The following is a 19,128-nucleotide window of genomic DNA, read 5'->3' as shown; positions in this document are numbered from 1 at the left end:
GTACAACACTATTCACTTACAAATCCTCCTCTTCTTTATCTGGTGGAATTTTACCTTCCAACTCTCTTAATTCATCTAACATCACATTCTGAATGACATACACATGCTGAATGGTTCTAAAATCTTCTGCAATTCGAACTTGTAAATCCCACAAAGGTTTTCCTTCAATTGATTTTCGTTTGGTAATCACACCAACAGGAATTCCTCTTGGAAAAATTCCCGAACCACCTCGTGTAACTACTTTGGTGAATTTTTTAATCGTAATATCATTTGAAATACCACTTACTTGACAAATTTTCGAATTGATGGCATCCCATTTTAACAAGCCAAATGCACCGCCATCACGCATACTAACATCCACATTGATGTTTTTAGAAAGAATCGTCTTTACAACAGCATACGATTCTCCAACCAGATGAACAATTCCTACAACTCCTTTGGAAGAAATAACTCCCCAACCTTTTTTGATTCCGTGATTTTTACCAATATCAATGGTCATATAGTTGTTTCGCTTATCATAAGTATTGTTGATAACGGTTGCCGCTAAATACAAATACTGCTGATGATAACTCGTATCTTCAATTTGAACAAGTTCTCGGTCTATTTTGTAATTCGAGTCTTTCAATTTCGCACGCAATCGTGCGTTTTCCCATTCTAGTTTTCGATTGGTTCCTTCTAGATTGAAATGCTTGGTAACTGAATTGCGAACGGTGTAAATTCTTCCATTGATCATAGAAGCACTCGAAAAAACTTGTAGGCGCGCAAAATCAGAATATTGAACATAAGCCGAAAGTGCTACTACTTGAAGAAACACAAAGACCAAAAAGATCTGAAATCGTTTGAAAAAAGCAATCAAATTGCGCATACCACAAAATTAGTTAGATAAACGATTATCTAAAGAAGGATTTCATTTTTTTTGACAATGTAATTTAAAAAAGTGAAAGTGAAACACCAAAAGCTAATGCGCTGATTTTGTCACTCTTATTACTCTTAAATTGGGGTGCTAAGGTATAATCGGCAAATAAGGCCCAATTACGAATTCCAATTCTCATATGAACTCCATAAACCAACCTGTTCACATCGGGCAAAGACTTATCTTTTATCGCATGTTTTTTTTCAGGCCACATTTTCTGAAATGTTTGTAAGCGATAACCTACCGACCCTCCTATATGCACTTTGAAGTGTTGCCATCCATGTGTTCTAAAACGAAATTCAATAGGAATTGCAAGAATATGGTTTCCAAAGGTGTTTTTTCGATAATCCATGTAACTGGAATCAGCATAATAGTGGGTATAGGAATTTGAACCATCGGCAAAAAACAATCCTTTTGGACCCGTTTTTTGATATTTATAAGCCAATCCTATTCCGAAAGAAACCGTTTTCGCTTTTGTCAGTGGCGTATCCCACATCAAGTTCAGATTGCAACCAAAAGAGCGTGCTGGATTTTGGCTTACTCCACCTGTTTTCTGTAATTGATTGTAAGTCACATCGATTACTAAACGGTCATATTTTCCTGTTTTTCCAGGTCTCATCCCAGTGAAAAACCAAAATATTCCAGGACGATAGCGGGTAGCACGTTTTGAATAGATGCTATCCGACTGCGCAAATCCTTGGCAAGCAATAAGCAAACAAATAAGTAGTTTAAGAAATCTCATGCTCCAAGCGATATTGTTCCCATTTCCATGCATCTAAAATAGCATCTTCAATGGTTCTTTCTGTATTCCAGTTTAAAAATTTCTTTGCTTTGGATACATCTGCATACAATGCATCTACATCTCCAGGTCTTCTGGCACCAAAGTGATAATTCAATTTCTTGCTCGTCACTTGTTCGAATAGTTGAACCAATTCGAGAACGGATGTTCCTTTACCTGTTCCAAGATTAAACACTTCAAAAGCAGATTCAAACGAGTGCATTAGCGATTTTACGTGAGCTTTTGCCACATCCATCACGTGGATATAATCTCTCACACACGTTCCATCTGGAGTGTCATAATCATTCCCGAAAATCGTTAATTCTTTTCTTATTCCAGCTGCAGTTTGGGTAATATATGGAAGTACGTTATTTGGTGGTCCAAGAGGCAGTTCTCCTAATTTTCCACTAACATGTGCTCCCATTGGATTGAAATATCTTAAAAAAATAGGCCGTAGAGATGTTCCTTTAGCAATATCCATCAGTATTTGTTCCGCCATCCATTTTGTCCAGCCATAGGGTGAATTTGGTTTCCCAACTGGCATTTCCTCCGTTAAGGGATCCAAACTATTTGCAACTCCATAAACGGTACAGGAAGACGAAAAAACGATTTTATTTACTTCAAATTCTTCCAAACATTTCAATAAATTTAGAAGAGCACCCAAATTATTGTCGTAGTAATGCAATGGCTTTTCAACCGATTCGGCAACTGCTTTAAAAGCTGCAAAATGAATCACTCCAGAAATTGAATGTTTTTTGAAAACAGATCTCAAAAATTCTAAATCGCGCATATCTCCGTGGTAAAAAACACAGTCTTTACCTGTAATTGCGCTAATTTGTTTTAGAATTGCCTGACTAGAATTGGACCAATTATCCAAAATAATGGGCTCATACCCCAACTCAATTAACTCAACAACCGTATGAGAACCAATAAAACCAGTTCCACCTGTTACAAGAATTTCTTTGCTTTCAATCATCTGAGATAAAGATAACTCCATTTAATTCTCCTTCTTACTGAGCAAGCTTAATATTTGAACCAAATCAATGATTTTTAGACCAAAAACCAAAACAACCCACAACAAGCCTAAACCAACAATGTAATAGAGAATACTCCACTGAAAAACAATCTCAGCAAACATAAACGCAATTAAACAGAGACTTAGTATAAATAATTTTAACCACGTGTTTTTTGCTAATAGATGTTTCATTCTATATCTCACCACGAAATATTGAAGAACTCCTAAAATAGATTGCGCAACTAAAAATGCTATTGCCGCGCCAATTGCGCCAAAAAATGGAACTAAAACAAGATTCAAAATACACACAACAATTAAGGATAATAGAGCAATTTGATTCAAGATTCTCAAAGATCCATTTGCAGTTAAAAGCGTTCCAAAAACAACAGTGAAACACATTGGAATAAAGGCGATTGAATGGAAAACCCAAGTGTAATAGGAATACGCGTTCGCGTCTTCATACAACATATCAAACATCGTTTCTTTGATTCCAATTGTAAATACTACCATCAGTAAACCACCTGAAAATAGAATATTTAATGCTGTTGTCATAATTCCAGTTGTGGAACCATTTTCTTTCAAAAGTCTAGAGAATACAGGCAAAAGAATACTTCCGAATAAAACAGCAAACATCCAACAGGCATCTAGTAAGCGAAAGCTTTGTGTGTAATACGAAACTTGATTCGTACCATCAGGATGAAGTTTTTCGATAAACACCGCGTCTAAACGCGCCGTCAACATCATGAGTATAACTAAAATTGCATAAGGATAGGACTGTCTAAAAATGGCTTTGAAAAAATCTGTGTCCCAATGAAATTTTGGAAAGGCAACAATTTTCAAGTAAATAAAAGTTGCAATGACTAATGAAATTGCAGAAGAACCTACAAAAGCAGTAACAAACCACCCTAAGTTAATAGGCTCAATAAAAGTGGTATACATCAAAATTCCACCGAAAATAAAGTACACACTTCTTTCCGCCACAGAAAGTGCTGCATCTAAGCTAAACTTTAGCAATCCGCCCGTATATGCGCGGACATAATTCACTGTGATGATACTGATTTGGTGTGCAATCAATGCGCTCAAGACCCAAAACCATTGCATTGGAAATTGCAAGATGAAAAAGAGTGAAACTGTCCAAAGAACATAAATCACCACTAAAATCAGACGAAAAGTAAAGAGGCGATTGCTGTATTTGTAAATCATGTGTGGGTGCTGAGCAATCATCCGAGTCATGAAATTGGTAATTCCCATATCCAAAAACATGGAAAACAAAAAAGTGAAGCTCAACATCGTCTGGAAAATTCCATACGTTGCAGAACCTAGCTCATTTTGCATCTTGATATCAACCAAGAAAATAGTAGCTGGTTTAACAAGTAAATTCAACAATAGCGTAATGCCTAATCCCTTTAAAAACAGTTTCTGCATTAGCCGATGTTATTCTGCGATGAAAATAAAGTTTTGTGTGTGATGTTTAGATGAATCAAACAAAACAATCGATTTATTCTCGCCAACATAAACCGAATAATTGAACGATTTCAAATAATCAAAACATTTGGACCTGTTTTCATTGTCCCAAAGTTCTGCATAAATGATTGGTTTGTTTGATGTAATAATTCTATTAGCACCTTTAAGCGCAAAATATTCGAAATTCTCAATATCAATTTTAATAGCTTGAACTGGTTGACCATTTAAAATATTATCCAACTTGTCCAACTTCACATCTACTTCCTGGCCTTCATTCCACTCCGTGATTGTTTCGTGCTTCACATGACTTAAACCCTGCATGATTGTACTTCCATTTACAGGCAAAACCATTTTTGCAGTTCCAGACTCATCTCCAAGGGCAATCTCGTGAATTTTAGCTTTCGACAACTTAAATTTTGCAATGATCTTTTTGAGAACACTTACATTTGCAGGCATTGGTTCAAAAGCATGAATAGTTGTATTTGGAAGGGTATTGGCCAAATGAACAGTCATAACTCCCAAATTCGCTCCAATATCTAAAACATCTCCTTTACCATCTTTCAATAAGGATAAAAAAGTAAAGAAATCATTCTCTTTTTTGTCGGAGCGTAGGGTTCTAATTTTGTAAAGCGCAAAGACATACAGATAGGTATGTAAACCTAACAATTTCTGTAAAATATATTTAACGCTATTCTTCATTTTCACTAAGATGTCGCGAAGTTATGAAAAGTTGGAAAGAAGGCGTCTTATTATTTTAGATATTTTGGATAAATGTGTCGTTCATTCTTGGAAAAGAAGTTCAGAACCAACTTTAAAACAAAAAACTCTCTTGTCAAATACTTCCCTTTTTATAACTTAGTATCATCCACACGAATCTTCATAACATGAAATTGATTCCTTTTTTATTTGTTTTAGGTGTTCTTAACTACACTTCAATTTCAGCTCAGGAAAGTATGAAAACGTATCCCTCTGGAGAATATCTTGTTAATTATGGTGGGGATGCACAATAAGAGAAACGGTTTCATTCAAATCAGTTGGAAATGATCTATACCAGGACAAAGAAAAGAATCTTTACTATTTATGTTTTGACAAATCTGATGAAACTGGGAAAGTAAAAAGACCCATTTTCATTAAACGATTCAGAAGTAATTGCGATGAAGGAGAATTTGCATCCGATTCAATTTATGATTTGAAACAAACCATCGATCTAGCAACATTTCAAGAATTAGGTGATGGCTATTACAAAGATTATTCTAACAAATACTATTTTGAATCCATGGCTGACGGCGGTGAATTTCGTGTTGTTTACAATGATCTGCGGACTTATACAGCTCTTGACCATCAATTTTTTCGCGGAGATGACGGGAAATTGTACATCCAAACAGAACAATTAATCAATCCACCAGAAAATTATGGGCCCAGATTCTACCGGCAAGTGCCAGATATTGACGTATCAACTTACCAAGAATTGAATGCGAATTCTGACTATAAGAAAGACAAAAATTGCATCTATTGGGAGTATGGAACAACAGATGGAACATTCATTAAATTGGTGAAAGCCGATCTTGAAACCTTTCAGGTTATTGAGTTTGGCTTAGGTAAAGATAAAAAACACGTATTCTTTCACGGTGAAATTGTGGAAGGTTTGAATCCTAAGTCTGTGAAAACTTACAAGGATTACGAAAATTTTGAGGCAAAGCGGAGGAAACATAAATGAGTTTACTTCAAGCAAAAGAAATGCTTCCTATTTATTTTTTTACCGCAGAGATGCAAAGAACGCAAAGTAGTTTGTACCTTCGATTCCAATGCGCATTGGAATAAATACTCGATTCTTGTTGTCTTCCAAAATGGAAGGTTTCGGATGGTACACTTTTGAAGTGGTGAAACGTATGGTGGAAGCACATCCAGAACACGAATTTGTGTTCTTCTTCGATCGAAAGTTTGATGAGAAATTTGTTTTTGCGAAAAATGTGACACCCGTTGTTTTGTTTCCGCCTGCTCGTCATCCAATTCTTTTTGTATGGTGGTTTGAACATTCCATCAAACGAGCACTCAAGAAATACGAAATAGATGTCTTTTATTCGCCTGATGGATACTTGTCTTTAAAATCCGATGTTCCACAAATTGGTGTAATCCACGATTTGAATTTCGAACATCACCCAGAAGATATTCCAGCAAGCCCTTTGAGGTATTTACGCAAATACTTTCCGAAATTTGCGAAAAAGGCAGCGCATGTCCTCACTGTTTCTGAGTATTCGAAACAGGATATCATTCAATCTTACAACATTTCACCTTCTAAAATAACGGTTGCTTGGAACGGAGCTTCGGAATCTTTTGTTCCATTAAGTGACGACGAAATTCAAGCTGTACGAACACAAAAAACAGAAGGTCGGCCATACTTTATTTTTGTAGGAGCAATTCATCCTCGCAAAAATGTGGGACGATTAATAGAAGCTTTTGGAAAATTTGCTGAAGTAAATAACGACATTGATTTATTAATTGTTGGCGAAAGTTTGTGGGGCAATAATGCGTCTTCTATTCCTGAAGTTTCTGGAAATTTGAAAAAACGGATTCGTTTTACAGGACATGTTTCTTTGGAAGAATTGAACAAATTCATGGGTGCAGCCTTTGCCCTCACGTACATTCCATACTTTGAAGGATTTGGAATTCCATTAGTTGAAGCTATGCGCTGTGGTATTCCAATTATCTCTGGAAATCTGACTTGTTTGCCTGAAGTGGCAGGTGAAGCGGCCATTTATGTAAATCCATTCGACACAGAAGAGGTTTCAAAAGCAATGACAGAGTTGGTTGTTGACGAACAGAAATACCAAGAATTGAAAGTAAAAAGTCTAGAACGCGCCGAATTATTTTCATGGGACCATACTGCAGAAGCCACTTGGAACGTTATAGCTGATGTCGGTACGCCAAACCAAGGCAACACTATTTAAAATAGGACTCAAATTCATTCTTTATGCAAAAAGGGTTGTTTTTTCTGATGTATTTTGGGTTTATTTCAATTTGTCACTCCCAAGTTGTATTTCACTATTTAGACAAAAAAGCGTTGGTGAAGAATCACGTACGCAAAGTCATTCAAGTAATCAAAACGGATACAACTGCATCAAATACCGATAGCTCTTATGTTGTTTTTAATGAAAAAGGACAAACAATCATTTCAAAAAAATACGATTTTCAATACAATCAGCTTTTAGGTATTTATGAAGAAGTAGAAGAGATTATTTATCGGTATTACGATGAAAATGGAAAAATGGCAGCTCAGATAAATTACATTCCAAACTCAGAAAATCCTATTAAGAATGTATTTCTTCGCAGTGACGACACGATTTCAAAAATCACCTCACATATGAACTTTCATTCATATTCAGAAGGTGAATATACACTCGATTCCTTCACCTCTGCAAAAACAGTGGATACTTCGCACTTCAACCAGGACACTATTTGGATTACAAAAGTTCATGCAAAAGTTCCATATCGCAGTTGGGGAAAAACAACATACTATGAAGAAATCAATTTTGATTCCAAGGGAAGGGTTGAAACTTCCGAACGAATTGAACTGGCATTCAAGCCTGGCATTTATGAACATCCCGTAAAAACAAGCTATCATTATGACAAAAATGGAACTTTAATCTCCAAGACTGAAAATTGGTTTGATGAAAAATGTGAGCAGTATGAAACGGATGAATTTTACTATTTGGAAAATGGATTACTCAGCAAAGTTCTTCTGCAAAACAAAAGAGATCAGTCTATTCAGGAATTTGAGTTTATCTATGAATACCGAAAATAATGCGTGAAATGATATCGAAACTAACTTTTTTCCTGATTGCAATACTATTCCTTTTCTCCTGCAAAGAGAAGAAAACGCGAAAAGCAGGTGTTAACATGCAGGATTTCATTATTGCAATCAGTGATTATGCACGTGCTCAAGATCCAGATTTTATTCTGATTCCTCAAAACGGAGAGGAAATTCTGTTTGATGATATTGATCCCGAAAATTCTGTAAACCCTAGATTGGTCCAAGCAATTGATGGCTATGGAGTGGAGGAATTATTCTACAACGGATCATCTTATTCCCCCGATGATTACCGTCTGAATATACTTCGACAAGTAAGTCCAGAATTAAAAATCATGGTAGCGGATTATTTGAGCGATGACTCCAATACTTCCAATGCTTTTCAGTCTGCAGATGACAAACAATTCATCGCTTTTCCAAGAGCTAGTTCCAATTACGATTACAAGTATATTCCTTCAACCGTCTATCACGAAAATGCAAATAACATTCAAACGCTTACTCAGGCTCAGAATTACCTCTATTTGATTAGTACAGACAATTATTCCGACAAAGCGAGTTTTCTCTCAGCTATTCAGCAAACGAACTTTGATGTGGTGATTATTGACGCTTTTTTTGGGGATGAATTATTGACTTCAACAGAGGTAGCAAGCCTGAAAACCAAATTAAATGGTGGACAGCGATTAGTGATTTCATACATGAATATTGGTTCAGCAGAAAAATACCGCTATTACTGGAAGAAAACTTGGGGGCTGCATCATCCGCTATGGCTGAAGAAAAAATACGACGGCTACAAAGATGAAATTTGGGTGAAATTTTGGAAGAAAGACTGGCAAGAAATCATTTATGGAAAATCGGATTCGTACACTCAGAAATTGTTGGATGCAGGATTTGATGGGGCGTATTTGGATAACGTAGAAGGGTTTTACTTTCTTTACCACAAAGACTAACCCCATTTTTTGCTACTTTTCTTCTTTCGCAACTAGAGATTTGGATTTATACATTCTCCATTTGATTAGAAGGAGGCTTAAAATTCCATACACCAGTATTTGAATTCCCATTGTTGAAAGATCTTTCACACAATCTGCTAATTCACCTCCTTCAATCAATAGAATTTTGAATGAATTTAAAAAGGGTGTTAGCGGAATAATGGAGGCAAAAAATTGAATTCCCTGGGGCATTGCTTCGAGCGGCCAGGTATAACCGCCTATAATAAAACTAGGAGATGCAATAATCATTAGAATCTGAGTTGCTTTCAATGCATTTGGAATCAACATACTCACCACGGTTCCCAACAATGAAACAGCAACTACGAAAAAACCTGTGATAACAACAAAGCTTGAAACCTGACTAGGAACTGGTGCGTTGAAAAGCAAATGAAACAGGTAGAAAAATCCGATAATTATTACTGAAAAGAACCAAATCGGAATATTCTTAATCAGGATTGCACCAATTGCAAATCGTCTTCCGTCCATCAATTCAGAGTTGAACGTTTTCTCTTCAAATTCCGTTGAAAAACTCACTGCCATTGCCAGCAAAATAACCTGCTGCAATACCACTGCCAACATTGCTGGCCACATAAAAGTGAAATAATTGCCTGTTTTATTGAACACTTTCTGGTAATTCTGTTTGAAAGGTTCGTATTTCGTCATCGCCTGTGAATACGACATTCCTCTTTTCTGCAAAGCTTTGACTTCTGTCCCCACTGCAAAAGTTCCTAACGACTGCTGAATGGATTTACTAGCAAAATTGGCTGTCAAAATATTAGACGTATTACAAAAAATCTGAATTTCAGGATATCGTGTCTGTAAAATATCTGCTTCAAAACGATCTGGAATAACAATCACTGCAGCAGCAGAGTTTCGAATCATTTCTTTCTTAATGTCTTTGAGCTCAAATACTTGTTTTTCAACCTGAATACCTTCATTATCCTGAAGCATTTCGATTACTTGGGCGCTTAAAGGAGTGGCATCTTTATCAACCACAATAATTGGAATTTCCGTGACCTTTCCTTCCTGATAAACAAATGCCAGCAAAACAGCATAAATAATTGGAGCTAAGAAAAAGACGGATAACAATGTTTTATTTCTTAAAAACCGTCCAAATTCGCGTTTCAATAAACCAAACCAATTTTGAATTACTTTCATATCGCTTATTTTTCAAGGATTACGGTTGCATTAACCAATAAATCAGTCAATTGATTTGTTTGATTTGGAATAATCTTCAATTCGTAAATTGCATCTTCCAACTGATAATCAGGGTATGCTGCAGTAATATCTGCATAACGACTCAATTGTTTAATGATGCGGATTTTTCCTTTCACTGATTGCTTGTTGTAAGGAATCATTAAAGTAAGTTCCTGACCGATCTTGTATTGCCCGATTTCACTTTCTGGAATGGTCATTCGGAAATAAGTGGATGCAGGAATATATCCGTTAAACAACGCATATCCAGCAGTTGCCAACTCTCCTTCATTCAGACTAATCGTTTCTATCTGCATGGTATTTGTTGCAATAATGTACTTTTCGGAATAAGCAATCTCTACTTCTTCCAAAGCTCCCAAAGCTTGTTCTTTTTGTCCAAAAGTTGCATCTTTGGTTTCGAAACGAACTCCTTTTTCCACTTCATTCAACTCAGCGGTAACGGCATCCAGTTGTGCTTTTGATGCTTGATATTTCACAAATACCTCATCATAATTTTGTGGTGCCATCAAGCCATCATCAAACATTGCTTTTGCACGATTATACGACTTCTCCGCAAATTGAAATTGTTCGCTTGCAGCGGCATACTTCGCTTTCAGTTGTTTACGCTGATTGCTTGTTGCTCCATTGTTTGCCATTGTATTTTGAGCTGTCGCAGCTTTTACCACTCCGGAAACTTGTTTCAATTTTGCATCTACTTCTGGAACGTCAAGCATTGCTAGTGTATCTCCAGGCTGTACGATATCTCCTTCTTCGACGTAAATTTTCAGAACCCGTCCAGTTACTTTTGGTGTAAACGAGATGATTTTTCGCTTGATTTTGCCTTCGACTGGTCGGCTTGTATTTTCAGAACATCCTGTTAATCCAACGATAAGGGATGCTGCAATTGCTATATTGATTTGTGTTTTCATATTCGTCTTATTTTCCGATTTTTTCTAGTGTCAAATTTCCTGCTGCTTTCAGGTAAGTTACTGAAGTTCTGCGTTGGTTGAAAATGGCCTGGGCATACTCCATTTCTGCCTGCTGCAAGTCATTCTCTGCTTCTATTAATTGGGTGGATTTGATTAATCCTGTCTTGAATTCTTCGCTTGCCTGATTCATGGCATTTCTAGCAATTTCTCTGGATTTGTCTTTTTCGGCCAGCTGATCCTCTGAAATTTGCATTTCAATTTCGTTTTTTTGCAGATTGAGATCTAGTTTCTCCTGAGCATCCTGCTGATTATTTTGAGCAATTTTCAAATCGATTTTTGCTTTTTTGACGGAAGAAATTCCTTCTCGGCCATCAAACACATTCCATTTCAAACCGATTCCCGCATTTACCAAAGGAAAAACATTGAGGTTATTGAACCGATAATCTAACGGCTCTCCTGTCATCATCATCGGATCTTTACTTTGAATGTTTCCATTCAGCAAACCTGCATAACCCAAGGAAGCAGAAGCTCCTACTTTAGGAACCCACCAGGTTTTTGCTGCTTTCAATTTGTATTGATATGCTTCGATGGAATAAGTCAAAGCTTGTAATTCTGGTTTGTTGGTTACGGATTGTTGTTTTTCCGCCGCGATGGTTGCCAGATTCACATCCAGTAGCTCCAGACGACTCATTTCAATATGAGTCAAAACGTGCAATTGAAGCAGAACCAAACGTCTTTTACCTTCATATTCCCTTTGTTTTGACTGAAGTTGGGATTGAGCCAATTCTATTTTTTTTAGCTCATAAGCCGTAATAATTCCATAGGAATAAGCTTTTTCAGCAGTATTTTTGTTCTCCTGAAGGCGTTTTTCAGCACCATCCAATACCTTTTTAACTTCTTTCAGCATTCCCAGCTGATCATAAGCTGTTAAAGTCTGACTCAGAACTTCCTGTTTGTCTTTTTCCAGTAAAACCGTTTGAGCATTAATCTTTGCTTGGTTCGCTTTTTTCATGTTGGAAACTTCGCCACCGCCATAAAGCAAAATAGAGGCTTTTGCATTGGTTGTTACCACAAATGAGCTCAGCTGATAATTATTGGTGTGCTCAGGTAAAGCCAATCCCAAACTGGGGAGTGCGAATGCAGGGGATGTTAGATTAAACGCCGAATACAAATAACCACCTTTCGCATCTATCTCCAATCTCGGCATGTAAGCATCTTTGATTCTCTCCTGATCAATCTTCGACAATTCAACGCTTAATTCGCTATTTTGAATTGTGTGATCAATGACCAAAGCGCTGTCGAGTATTTCTTTTAATGTGGGAGGTGTTTGAGAAAAAGCTTGAGGCAAAATTAATACCTGCATCACAATCAGTCCCACTTTCCATATATTCTGTTTCATCTTCTATGAATTGATGAAACAAATGTAGATCAGACAAAACGGGTAAAAATTCACCTATGTGAAGTAATGCACTTTTACCTGAAAATTGTAGTTGCGGAAAAAACTTATTAATCACCTAATCCTCTCTGATATTTAGAGAATCCAGCTAATAAAACTTATTGACGATTTTTGCCCGAATACGGCTCAAACTCTGAGGTTTTACTCCCAAATAGGAAGCAATGTGCTGCAAAGGAGCAGCTTTGAACAATTCTTCCTGATTTTCAATCAAACGCAAATAACGGGTTTCCAAACTCTCTGTCTGAAATTCTTTCAATCGCTCAACTGCCTTGATATAGGCTTTTTCAGCCATTTCCCGAGCAATCCGTTCAATTCTGGGATACTCATTAAACAAAGCTTCTATCTTTTTCTTTTCAATCCGAAATACACGAGTCGAAACCAAAGTTTCAAAATAATGATTACTTTGAATCCCTTGGAGGTAACTTTGAAAATCAACACAAATTTCACCTGGAAGAAAAAAGGAATAGGTGAAATCATTTCCATCCACGATTCGATAGGATCGAATCATTCCTTCTTCTATAAATAAGAAATAATCGAACACCCGATCTGCCTGAAAAAAAACTTCATGGGCTTTATATTCTTTCCCTGCAGCTAGTCCACAGACCAAATTCACCTCTTCTTCCGAGAGCTGAAATTCACTTAAGAAATAACGTAGTTTTGAGTCCAAGCTAGATTTTTGAATTAAAGATATCAAATTGAATGATTCGATTCTTTCATTCGTCGAAGTACTTTTTGTTTCTTCTTTTCAAAGTAAGCCTCCAAAGTCCGTTTTGAAAGCGCACAAATTCCAATAATCAATGGAAGCGAAACTCCATAATAGAAAAGGGTTTCCCAAACCATTCCAGAACCTGCAACAAAGCCTTTCAATAATTCAATAATCTGAGAAAGAATCAATAAGTGGAACATATAAATACCGTAAGAAATTTCTCCGAGGTAAGAAAATACCCGGTTTTCAAGTGTGAATAAATTGCGATCTACGACCGATACTCCGATGATTAAATACAAGAATAACGCATTTGGAATAATGGCTGAAACAATTGGATTCTCAAAGAAGAAATACCAAATATTCGAATGAATATTCGCTCCAAAAAAGATAAAAACCAAAATCAAGGAATAGAAAAAAAGTTGTGTTGGAATGCTGTAAAGAACAGATTTATTGATTTTACTTCCATGATTGAAAACCAGATAAGCACCCAATCCTCCAATTGCCATCGCTTCAAATTGGTGAATGCGAATCAGATAACTCAAAACTTTGGGAACAAGATCATTGGTATACTGATTGATTACAAATGTATTGAGACAGATTAAAATCAATTTAAAAGCAATTACACCAAGAATTAATTTCAAAACGTGCTTCTTCAACCATTTGAATAAGGGCGCCCAAATCAAATAGAAAACCTCTTCTACTCCAATAGACCACAATGGCTCTAACAAGTTGCTTCCAAAAAATAAATTGACCAATCCTGGTACAAAAAATACGAAATAATACCATGTTTCGCCAAAAGTATAGGGCATTTTATAGGGAATATTGAACCATTCGATGAAATAAGGCTGGATGATTGCACCGATAATCACCATTAAAAAATACAAAGGCCAAATACGAAAAACACGTTTGATATAGAATTGCTTAATCGAAATATCCTTCTTCACTTCTCGTTCTTTCAACAACAAATAAGTGATTAAAAAACCACTTAAAACGAAGAAAAAACTCACGGCGTGTTGCCCGTTTTCGAAAATTCCAATTCCTTTCAAATGTCCCAATTCATGGTCTTTTCGCAAAGATTCAGCATGATGAATTACTACTAAAAAAGCAGCAAAAAATCGCAGGGTATTCAAGCCTTTGAAATGAGAAATTGCTTTGAAATCTCTCACTCTTCTAACTCATTATCTTTAAATGCAGATGGCACCAAATTGGGGATAATCTTCAAAACAATCAGTAAAAGTAACGCTCCACCAGGTAATAGAAAAATAGCTAAAGCTGGCATCGATTTCACAATGTCCATAAATTGTGTTTTCACTTTTTCCTTTTCTTCTTTGGAAAGTTCTTCGGAAGCAGATTTGCGAATCAAGAAAACCAACTCTTTACTCTGCTTAATTTCTTGCGCCAATTTATCTTTATTTCTTCCTAAGATCTTAATCCAGCGTTTCGAAACTGAATCAAGCATCAATTCCATAGAGTTTGTATCATTCAGGTAAGAAACTCGCTGGTTATTTTCCAATAAGAACTGATCCGTACAATAAATTGCTTCGTCCAAGTCACGTTCCGAAGAATGCATCCATTCTTTTAAAGCCAATAAAGTCTCATGATCCGATTCACTAGAGCTTTGATTCATGTGCATTGTCAGAACAGAAAGATCCAATAAATAACGCTTAAAATTCCAGGAATCAACCATATCTGAACTCAGCTCATTCAAACTTATTCCTTGCTTAAAACGCAATTTTGCCAATTCTTTTTCATCAGAATCTAAATCCGCTGAAAGTAAAAAAGTGGTGAATAAATTCTTTTCATGCTCTTGAATCTGACCATCCGAATTGGCAGAAATTGTAATTATTCCAAGTGCCAAAAGCGCTAACTTCTGATAATCGAGCGTTTGCACTTTTTTATTTCTTAGGAAATCTTCAAATAGAATAACATCCAAATAAATGAACGAATTATTGAAATAACTCATCCATGACTTTGTGCTGGTGAGGTTTTTCGGAACATCTGTACGCTTTTCTAGAATTCGCTCAATTCTTTCAGAAGCACTCTCTTTCAAGAAAAAAGTAAGTACAGAAGACAGAGATTGAACGCGGTGTTTCTTGTAAAAAACATTCAAATCATTCAAAAATTCAGTTGAATCGAGTTTTGCTTTTCCTTGAATATTATAATGCGTAAACAAAAGTGATTCAAATAACAAAACGGTCAGTTGCTCATCGTGTGTCCATTTGGAAGTATCCCACTCTTTTCCAAACAATAATTTAGACGGATAGCCAAAGATAATTCCAGTAAGTGAAAGGGTGTAATGATTGAATTCTGCTCGTGTTAAATCCGTTGGCTTCTTCAAGTCAATAGATAATTCACCTGATTCTATCAGCTGTAAGTACTTAGCAATCCATCCTTTCGAACCTGGAGCAATCATGGGATAAAGTTAAGCAATTATAATGTCCGATTTTAATTATCCATTTTGACTATCGAATTATTAACCTGAGTTCAATTATTCAAACTTTGTCAAAACGGTTATAAATAGTGAGATACGAAATTTTTCAATTCGGAATATCGAGATATTTCGAATTGAAAAGGGGAAGTGGATTCCTGTTTATAGACGAAATAATCTTATTTTAGTTCATTAAAGAACTCGTTTACTGCCTTAGGTTTTAACGCGATAACTCGTTATCTCTTATAAAATCTGCCTTGTCCACAAGTCATTTAATTAATTTTGACTTTGTTTTAATAAACTAATTCAGGTTATTACACTATTTATTAATTTTGAACGGATTAACCAATTTTTTACTTAAATATGAAAACAAAAATTTTACTTCTTTTATTAGGTTGCATCTCATCCTATTCTATTTATTCACAATACTCAGCTCCTGCGGCAATGGAATGGGCTACGCATTGCGGTGCTTCAAATACTCCTGATGATTACACAACTGATATGACCGCAGATGCGAGTGGCAATATTATCACAGCTGGTTATATTACTGGAACTGCCATTTTTGGCTCTACAACCCTAATGACTGGAAATCTATTTTATGTATCAAAAACAAGCCCTAACGGGCAAATCCTTTGGGCTAAAGAAATTCCGATCACAGTTGCTCTTCCAAGTGTTTCTACTGATGCAAGTGGTAATATTTACATTACAGGAACCCTTCATCATAATGGATTCTACACATATAATTTTGGAAGCACAACGATGAATATCAGTAGTAATGAATCATTTAGCTTCATAGGAAAAATTGATCCAAATGGGAATTTTCTTTGGGCTAAAGTATTTAATACCACCCAGTCTAGTGATGGTCGAGCAATTAAAGCTGATGCATCTGGCAATATTTATCTGAGTACCATTTTTGGAAGCAATGTAACTATTGACGGTACTCCGCTTTCTGCTGGTCAATATATATGTAAATTTAATCCAAGTGGGACTCTCATTTGGGCAAGTGCAATAGGTGGTTATGCTATAAAAATTGATGTTAACAGCACTAGTGAAGTTTATGTTGCTGGATCGTTTTCGGGAAATTCTGCTTTTGCAGGTCTTTCATCTTATAGTGGTTCCTCGGATATTTTTCTGACTAAATTAAACGCTTCCGGTGTTCAACAATGGGTAAAGCAGTGGGGAGGATCAGATTCGGACTTCTTAGGTGATATGACCTTAGATGCAAGTGGGAATGTTTATTTATGTGGTAATTTTCAAGGCACTGCGAACTTTGAGGCAGCTACTTACGTCAGTGGTGGAGCAGAAAATATTTTCTATATGAAAACAAATTCGTCTGGAACGGTAACTTGGGCTAAACATCTTTCAAGTAATGGAAGTAGTGATATGGCCCATGGTATTTTTGCCGATGCAACAGGAAATGTTTATCTAGCGCTTGAATACCGAAATACCATTCAGATTAATGGTGTTGGTTATCCTACTTATGGTTGGATGGATGCAATGATTGTAAAAACAAATTCTGCAGGGATGCCTCAATGGGCTTACCAATTTGGTGGTCAATATGATGATGCCGCCAAAGGTGTATATGCGAACGCTAGTGGAGAAGTATTTGCGGCTGGTGAATTTTCCGATGAATGGGGAGATTGGGATGTAATCCTTGATCCGTTTGCGGGTGGGTATAAAGATTTGACCGTTTTTAAGTTAAAAATGTGCACCAATCAGAATGCTCAAATTGTTCAAACTGGAAATAGTTTAAGTATCACTCCTTCTATTTCTGGAGGTGAATATATTTGGCAAACATGCGACGGTACAACCATTCAGGGCGCTACAGCATCAACATTCAATCCAAGTTCGAATGGTAGTTATCGTGTTTGGATTAATAACAATGGTTGTGTTAGCCGAACTGCTTGTAAAACTTTTACAGCTTCAACCGTAGGTTTAGAAGAAACATCTTATTCTTTTGAACTATTTCCAAATCCTACTGAAAACGAAGTTACACTTCAATTTAATGAGCAAATTACATTAAATGAATTAACGATTGTTACACTTGCTGGTCAAGTTCTAGAATCAATCCATGATTGCTCAACAAAAGAACTAACGATTAATCTATCCAAAATTTCAAATGGAACTTATCTGTTAAAAGGAAAAATCAACGGAGAAAATTTTGTTCGTCAGATTGTGAAAAAATAGGATTCACTTTACTTTTCAAGGGCTCAAAAATGATTTTGAGCCCTTTTTTGTTTTTCTTAATATTCTATTGATTAGTTGTTAAAAATATCGAATTCGGTTGATATTCATTATTGATAAATTATATTTGTCTACTTATTCGATAGATTAAGCGTATTATATAGATTAAATTTACACATTATGGCATTAAGACTTGGCGACACAGCACCCGACTTTACCGCAGAAACAAGCATTGGAAAATTAAGCTTACATGAATTTTTAGGAAATTCTTGGGGAGTTTTGTTTTCTCATCCGGCAGATTTTACACCTGTTTGCACCACCGAATTAGGAACCACTGCAAAATTAACCAATGAGTTTATTGCTCGAAACACAAAAGTTCTTGCATTATCGGTAGATGGCGTTGCTTCGCATCACGAATGGATTAAGGATATCAATGAAACACAAAATACGCAGGTGAATTTTCCCATTGTTGCAGATGAAGATCGCAAAATTGCTGAACTGTATGACATGATTCACCCGAATGCTTCAGCGACATTAACCGTTCGTTCCTTGTTTATCATTGCACCTGATAAAACAGTCAAACTAATCATAACCTATCCAGCATCAACTGGGCGGAATTTTCAAGAGATTTTGCGCGTATTGGATTCATTACAGTTAACGGCAAATTATAGTGTCGCAACTCCAGCAGATTGGAAGCAAGGAGAAGATGTCGTTGTGGTTCCAGCAATCAAAACGGAAGATATTCCTGCAAAATTTCCGAAAGGATTTACGGAGGTGAAACCATATTTGCGTTTAACTCCTCAACCAAATCTATGATGAAAGAAGAAGTAGGAATCAGTTGTCCTATCAACGACAAGCAAGTCAATGAAATTGTGATTCGTACGATTGCCATGCAAGTCATCTTTATTGGTTCGGCTGCCTTATTTTTTCAAAATCCAATCATCGCTGTTTTGTTAGCCATTGATTTTGGGCTCCGCGCATTTGGATTTGGTCAATGGTCTGCTTTGCGATACAGTGCTCAAAAATTAGTCACTCATTTCAAGTTGGGATATAAAGCAACAAACGAAGCTCCGAAAAAATTTGCGGCAACAATTGGCTTCGTGGTAATGAGCATTTTTTCAATTTTATTGTTTCTAAAACTTTCCGTTTTGGCAACTATTATTGGAGGATTATTACTGCTTTTTGCCACTTTAGAAGGAGGATTTGGGATTTGTGTTGGGTGTATACTTTACCAACAACTTACCCGTTTTCGATTGGTATAATCTTT

18 protein-coding genes are annotated in these 19,128 nt (G+C 36.3%); 7 read left to right on the top strand and 11 right to left on the bottom strand.

Annotated features, from left to right (window positions below):
• Window positions 1–16 precede the first annotated feature (16 nt).
• From mreC to FLUTA_RS09425, 5 genes are all read right to left on the bottom strand, one after another.
• Window positions 17–865, bottom strand: a complete 849-nt coding sequence (mreC, locus tag FLUTA_RS09445) for a rod shape-determining protein MreC (protein WP_013686643.1) — start codon at window positions 863–865, stop codon at window positions 17–19.
• Between the two features lie 64 nt (window positions 866–929).
• The gene (locus tag FLUTA_RS09440) at window positions 930–1,655 is read right to left on the bottom strand and encodes an outer membrane beta-barrel protein (protein WP_013686642.1); all 726 of its coding nucleotides are present in this window, start codon (window positions 1,653–1,655) and stop codon (window positions 930–932) included.
• Entirely contained in the window at window positions 1,642–2,667 is a 1,026-nt protein-coding gene (galE, locus tag FLUTA_RS09435; RefSeq protein WP_043024215.1) for a UDP-glucose 4-epimerase GalE, read from the bottom strand. The genes FLUTA_RS09440 and galE overlap by 14 nt, the downstream gene beginning before the upstream one ends.
• A gap of 21 nt (window positions 2,668–2,688) precedes the next feature.
• Window positions 2,689–4,131, bottom strand: a complete 1,443-nt coding sequence (locus FLUTA_RS09430; protein ID WP_013686640.1) for an oligosaccharide flippase family protein — start codon at window positions 4,129–4,131, stop codon at window positions 2,689–2,691.
• Window positions 4,132–4,140: 9 nt separating this feature from the next.
• The gene (locus FLUTA_RS09425) at window positions 4,141–4,869 is read right to left on the bottom strand and encodes an FkbM family methyltransferase (protein ID WP_013686639.1); all 729 of its coding nucleotides are present in this window, start codon (window positions 4,867–4,869) and stop codon (window positions 4,141–4,143) included.
• A gap of 490 nt (window positions 4,870–5,359) precedes the next feature.
• On the opposite strand from FLUTA_RS09425, the gene FLUTA_RS09420 reads away from it, so the two are divergent.
• The 4 genes from FLUTA_RS09420 to FLUTA_RS09405 all read left to right on the top strand — a co-directional run bounded on the left by FLUTA_RS09420 (window position 5,360) and on the right by FLUTA_RS09405 (window position 8,925).
• Window positions 5,360–5,887, top strand: a complete 528-nt coding sequence (locus tag FLUTA_RS09420; protein WP_013686638.1) for a DKNYY domain-containing protein — start codon at window positions 5,360–5,362, stop codon at window positions 5,885–5,887.
• 88 nt (window positions 5,888–5,975) lie between these two features.
• The gene (locus FLUTA_RS09415) at window positions 5,976–7,118 is read left to right on the top strand and encodes a glycosyltransferase family 4 protein (protein WP_013686637.1); all 1,143 of its coding nucleotides are present in this window, start codon (window positions 5,976–5,978) and stop codon (window positions 7,116–7,118) included.
• 23 nt (window positions 7,119–7,141) lie between these two features.
• Complete coding sequence (locus FLUTA_RS09410; RefSeq protein WP_013686636.1) at window positions 7,142–7,972, top strand: hypothetical protein; 831 nt, start codon at window positions 7,142–7,144, stop codon at window positions 7,970–7,972.
• A gap of 8 nt (window positions 7,973–7,980) precedes the next feature.
• A complete protein-coding gene (locus FLUTA_RS09405) occupies window positions 7,981–8,925 on the top strand; it encodes an endo alpha-1,4 polygalactosaminidase (protein WP_013686635.1) in 945 nt (314 codons plus the stop codon).
• 12 nt (window positions 8,926–8,937) lie between these two features.
• Here FLUTA_RS09405 and FLUTA_RS09400 read toward each other — a convergent pair whose 3' ends face one another.
• From FLUTA_RS09400 to FLUTA_RS09375, 6 genes are all read right to left on the bottom strand, one after another.
• Complete coding sequence (locus FLUTA_RS09400) at window positions 8,938–10,122, bottom strand: ABC transporter permease (RefSeq protein ID WP_013686634.1); 1,185 nt, start codon at window positions 10,120–10,122, stop codon at window positions 8,938–8,940.
• A gap of 5 nt (window positions 10,123–10,127) precedes the next feature.
• Complete coding sequence (locus tag FLUTA_RS09395) at window positions 10,128–11,087, bottom strand: HlyD family secretion protein (protein WP_013686633.1); 960 nt, start codon at window positions 11,085–11,087, stop codon at window positions 10,128–10,130.
• A gap of 7 nt (window positions 11,088–11,094) precedes the next feature.
• Window positions 11,095–12,486 (bottom strand): TolC family protein, encoded by a 1,392-nt coding sequence (locus FLUTA_RS09390; RefSeq protein WP_013686632.1) that lies wholly within the window; start codon window positions 12,484–12,486, stop codon window positions 11,095–11,097.
• Between the two features lie 145 nt (window positions 12,487–12,631).
• A complete protein-coding gene (locus FLUTA_RS09385; protein ID WP_013686631.1) occupies window positions 12,632–13,210 on the bottom strand; it encodes a Crp/Fnr family transcriptional regulator in 579 nt (192 codons plus the stop codon).
• Window positions 13,211–13,233: 23 nt separating this feature from the next.
• Window positions 13,234–14,415, bottom strand: a complete 1,182-nt coding sequence (locus FLUTA_RS09380) for an acyltransferase family protein (protein ID WP_013686630.1) — start codon at window positions 14,413–14,415, stop codon at window positions 13,234–13,236.
• Complete coding sequence (locus FLUTA_RS09375; protein ID WP_013686629.1) at window positions 14,412–15,662, bottom strand: LETM1 domain-containing protein; 1,251 nt, start codon at window positions 15,660–15,662, stop codon at window positions 14,412–14,414. Before FLUTA_RS09375 ends, FLUTA_RS09380 begins: the two co-directional genes overlap by 4 nt.
• Before the next feature lie 378 nt (window positions 15,663–16,040).
• On the opposite strand from FLUTA_RS09375, the gene FLUTA_RS09370 reads away from it, so the two are divergent.
• From FLUTA_RS09370 to FLUTA_RS09360, 3 genes are all read left to right on the top strand, one after another.
• On the top strand, window positions 16,041–17,864 hold the full coding sequence (locus FLUTA_RS09370) for a T9SS type A sorting domain-containing protein (protein WP_013686628.1): 1,824 nt from the start codon (window positions 16,041–16,043) through the stop codon (window positions 17,862–17,864).
• A gap of 174 nt (window positions 17,865–18,038) precedes the next feature.
• A complete protein-coding gene (locus FLUTA_RS09365) occupies window positions 18,039–18,677 on the top strand; it encodes a peroxiredoxin (RefSeq protein ID WP_218916793.1) in 639 nt (212 codons plus the stop codon).
• Window positions 18,674–19,123: a DUF4395 domain-containing protein gene (locus FLUTA_RS09360; protein ID WP_013686626.1), complete on the top strand. Its 450-nt coding sequence runs from the start codon at window positions 18,674–18,676 to the stop codon at window positions 19,121–19,123. The genes FLUTA_RS09365 and FLUTA_RS09360 overlap by 4 nt, the downstream gene beginning before the upstream one ends.
• The last annotated feature ends 5 nt before the right edge of the window (window positions 19,124–19,128 follow it).

It is taken from the genome of Fluviicola taffensis DSM 16823, from assembly GCF_000194605.1.
Taxonomy (GTDB): Bacteria; Bacteroidota; Bacteroidia; order Flavobacteriales_D; family Crocinitomicaceae; genus Fluviicola; species Fluviicola taffensis.
The sequence above is the reverse complement of the archived record's forward strand: the minus strand, read 5'-3'. Positions and strand labels throughout refer to the sequence as shown.

Excerpts from the sequence above, each read along its gene's own strand:
- FLUTA_RS09390 (WP_013686632.1), bottom strand. The coding sequence starts at position 12,486 with ATGAAACAGAATATATGGAAAGTGGGACTGATTGTGATGCAGGTATTA.
- FLUTA_RS09425 (WP_013686639.1), bottom strand. The coding sequence starts at position 4,869 with ATGAAGAATAGCGTTAAATATATTTTACAGAAATTGTTAGGTTTACAT.
- FLUTA_RS09360 (WP_013686626.1), top strand. The coding sequence starts at position 18,674 with ATGATGAAAGAAGAAGTAGGAATCAGTTGTCCTATCAACGACAAGCAA.
- FLUTA_RS09395 (WP_013686633.1), bottom strand. The coding sequence starts at position 11,087 with ATGAAAACACAAATCAATATAGCAATTGCAGCATCCCTTATCGTTGGA.
- FLUTA_RS09430 (WP_013686640.1), bottom strand. The coding sequence starts at position 4,131 with ATGCAGAAACTGTTTTTAAAGGGATTAGGCATTACGCTATTGTTGAAT.
- mreC (WP_013686643.1), bottom strand. The coding sequence starts at position 865 with ATGCGCAATTTGATTGCTTTTTTCAAACGATTTCAGATCTTTTTGGTC.
- FLUTA_RS09440 (WP_013686642.1), bottom strand. The coding sequence starts at position 1,655 with ATGAGATTTCTTAAACTACTTATTTGTTTGCTTATTGCTTGCCAAGGA.
- FLUTA_RS09370 (WP_013686628.1), top strand. The coding sequence starts at position 16,041 with ATGAAAACAAAAATTTTACTTCTTTTATTAGGTTGCATCTCATCCTAT.
- FLUTA_RS09405 (WP_013686635.1), top strand. The coding sequence starts at position 7,981 with ATGATATCGAAACTAACTTTTTTCCTGATTGCAATACTATTCCTTTTC.
- FLUTA_RS09415 (WP_013686637.1), top strand. The coding sequence starts at position 5,976 with ATGCGCATTGGAATAAATACTCGATTCTTGTTGTCTTCCAAAATGGAA.
- FLUTA_RS09400 (WP_013686634.1), bottom strand. The coding sequence starts at position 10,122 with ATGAAAGTAATTCAAAATTGGTTTGGTTTATTGAAACGCGAATTTGGA.
- FLUTA_RS09410 (WP_013686636.1), top strand. The coding sequence starts at position 7,142 with ATGCAAAAAGGGTTGTTTTTTCTGATGTATTTTGGGTTTATTTCAATT.
- galE (WP_043024215.1), bottom strand. The coding sequence starts at position 2,667 with ATGATTGAAAGCAAAGAAATTCTTGTAACAGGTGGAACTGGTTTTATT.
- FLUTA_RS09375 (WP_013686629.1), bottom strand. The coding sequence starts at position 15,662 with ATGATTGCTCCAGGTTCGAAAGGATGGATTGCTAAGTACTTACAGCTG.